This is a genomic window from Piscirickettsia litoralis (assembly GCF_001720395.1).
GTDB classification, from domain to species: Bacteria; Pseudomonadota; Gammaproteobacteria; order Piscirickettsiales; family Piscirickettsiaceae; genus Piscirickettsia; species Piscirickettsia litoralis.
Genome location: NZ_MDTU01000007.1, coordinates 1 through 2,890, shown reverse-complemented (window position 1 = coordinate 2,890; position 2,890 = coordinate 1). Strand labels below are relative to the sequence as shown.

General features: G+C 38.1%; 1 protein-coding gene. It reads right to left on the bottom strand.

The window, feature by feature from the left end:
- The coding region (locus BGC07_RS18045; protein WP_158007022.1) for a hypothetical protein at positions 1–2,256 on the bottom strand (2,256 nt) is incomplete at its 3' end.
- Positions 2,257–2,890 lie beyond the last annotated feature (634 nt).

The following is a 2,890-nucleotide window of genomic DNA, read 5'->3' as shown; positions in this document are numbered from 1 at the left end:
TGCAAGTTTTAGACTCTGGGAACTTTTATTAGTACTTTCCGCCAATTCTAATTCAAGCATGTCACCGTTATCAGAGACGTTTGTCGAACTTTCGAAAGGCCGAAAGTCCTGTGTCACCAAGGACACTTCTTTGTTTTGTGTCGCTTGTTTTAGTTCGTTAGGAGTATCTGAGCCTTTAGCTAAAAGGTCATCAGTATTCCGTGCTAACTCATTAACTGCCTTTAGATAAGCCTCAACCACCTTATTATGTTGATCTTCAAGAGCAAATTCGAAAGCAGGTATGCCTAGAGCATCTTCAGCCTTTAAAAGTGCAGCTTTGTCGCTGTCACTCAGTCCTGATTCATTAACTGCCTTTAGATAAGCGTCAACCACCTGATAATGCCCACGCCTAAAAGCTGTTGCGATAGCAGGATTACGCAAAGAACCTTCAGCCTTAGTTAGGTCACCCAGGAAATATTCAACCTTGAAAAGTGCAACTTTGTCGCTGTCACTCAGTCCTGATTTATTAACTGCCTTTAGATAAGCGTCAACCACCTGATGATGTCCATGCTTAAAAGCCGCTGCGACAGCTGGGTCACCCGGGAAACCTTCAGCCTTAAAAAGTGCAACTTTTTCATCAGGACTCAGCCCTGACTCATTAACTTCCTTTAGATAAGCGTCAACCACCTGATGATGTCCATGCCAAAAAGCCGCTGCGATAGCTGGGTCACCCAGGAAATTTTCAGCCTTAAAAAGTGCAACTTTTTTATCGGGACTCAGCCCTGACTCATTAACTGCCTTTAGGTAGGCCCCAACCACCTGATGATGTCCCCACCTAAAAGCTGTTGTAATAGAAATTTGATTATAAATGTTTCTAACTAAAAAAAGCTGCACTTTTTCATCAGGATTCAGCCCTGACTTATTAACTGCCTTTAGGTAGGCCCCAACCACCTGATGATGTTGATTTTCAAGAGCAAACTCGAAAGCAGGTATGCCAGCACCTTCAGCCTTAAAAAGTGCAACTTTTTTATCAGGACTCAGCCCTGACTCATTAACTGCCTTTAGGTAGGCCCCAACCATCTGATGATGTCCATGCCAAAAAGCCGCTGCGATAACAGGACCACTCAAAGAATCTTCAGCCTTAAAAAGTGCAACTTTGTGACTGTCACTCAGTCCCGAATCATTAACTGACCTTAGGTAAGCCTCAACTATCTCTAGATGTTTCCCTACTGCATAATTATGTGCGATCGAAGGTGTGTCCCTTGTTTCAAGGCGTCCAGCGTGAAAATACTCCTCCCGATGCACTTGAGCTAAAAAAAGATCGACCTTTATGTTATCACTCAACGGTGAACGAATAATCGCTTCTAAATACGCTTGATACGAATGATGATGTCCATTCTGCATGGCTGCAGTAACAACGGGCACCTTAACTTGGATTGTAGGACTGAGATTCTCCATAAAACTACTCAAAAAAATTTCGGCTTTTCTGTCCTGACTCAATGGTGATTCATTAACTATTTTTAGATAATCTTTAGTCGTTTGATTATGCCCGTTCAAAAAAGCCAGCCGCATTAGAGTATTTAATTCCACAAAATCCAATAACTCTTTAGGGCTATCATATAATTCTTCTTCATTTGATAAAGGATCTACACTAAATTTTTTGATAGACATGCAAAAACCAAATCTGGTACATTCACTTGCAATTTTTTCTAAAAAATCATCATCTAATGTATCACTTTCTACTAGATCGTCGTGGTTTATAAAAACCCATTTGTTATCACAAGAAACAACAGCCATTTGATGCCCGGGAATAGTAATGCCAATGCCTATATTTTCAGATCCTTCTCTCATACTATTCAAAAAATTGCGTAATTGCTGAAAATCTCCTGATTTAAAATATTTCAGGTACTTTCCCTCTGAATACAGCCCCTCATCAAACTTTTGAAGAACATATGGAGCATCTTGACGATCTGCAAAAAAAGGCCCAAAATTTTGATTGACCTCATCACCACTTCCACTTTTTTGTAGCCCTGATGCTGTTGAGTTGTGTAGTATTAATATTGAATCAAAAAATGCCAAAGTATCTCTATCATTCTCACGGCTCAATGACAGTTTCCGATCACTCTTATAACTCTTTACTCTTGTTAAAAACTCAGAATAATCGCTAAACCTTCCTTTTAAAGCCGACAATATTGCAGTAAATGCTATACCATAGCACATCCCTTCCTCTGAGATTGGATAACCATTAGACTGCATTAATCTCAAAATTTTGCTCATAATTCAAACTCACTATACATAGAAAGTGCAAATTCATTACTTAGAAAGTGCAAATTCATTACTTAGAAAGATGTTTTAAGTTATTTACACAAAATTAAATTTCATACTTAAACCTCAAACCACAGGTCACTGTGGGTAATAAGGCGCGTTTAATATGAGAGTTTTAGATCTAAAAAAGCAGTATATTTTGACTCCCATCGGTAGAACTATTCACTTACCTCAGGTGATAACATAGTCAAAATCAATAGCTACCATTTTTTCAAAAAAACAGTAGGTTGGTTACTGATATAGGTAGTAATCTCTCTTTCACTCTTTACTTGATACAAAGTTAATATATTTACTCCAAGCCAATCTAAGATATTAATTTCTACATTAAAAACAAATAGTTGTAATCAGTAACAATACGGAACACCCTGATTCAGGTGTATTCCAAGATGACTTAATAGAGACGATATAGACTTTTAATATTGAACTAGATCTGAAATTCTTCTTTTAGTAGAGATTTAAAAATTAGCTGAAATTTCATTAGAACTTATTGGCTGTTTTTCCATAACATGATGCTCTTCGAAGAGCCCTTTTTGAAATAATGCTTCACCCAATGAAGCCCCCTGGCCTTCTTGCACTTGAACACTTC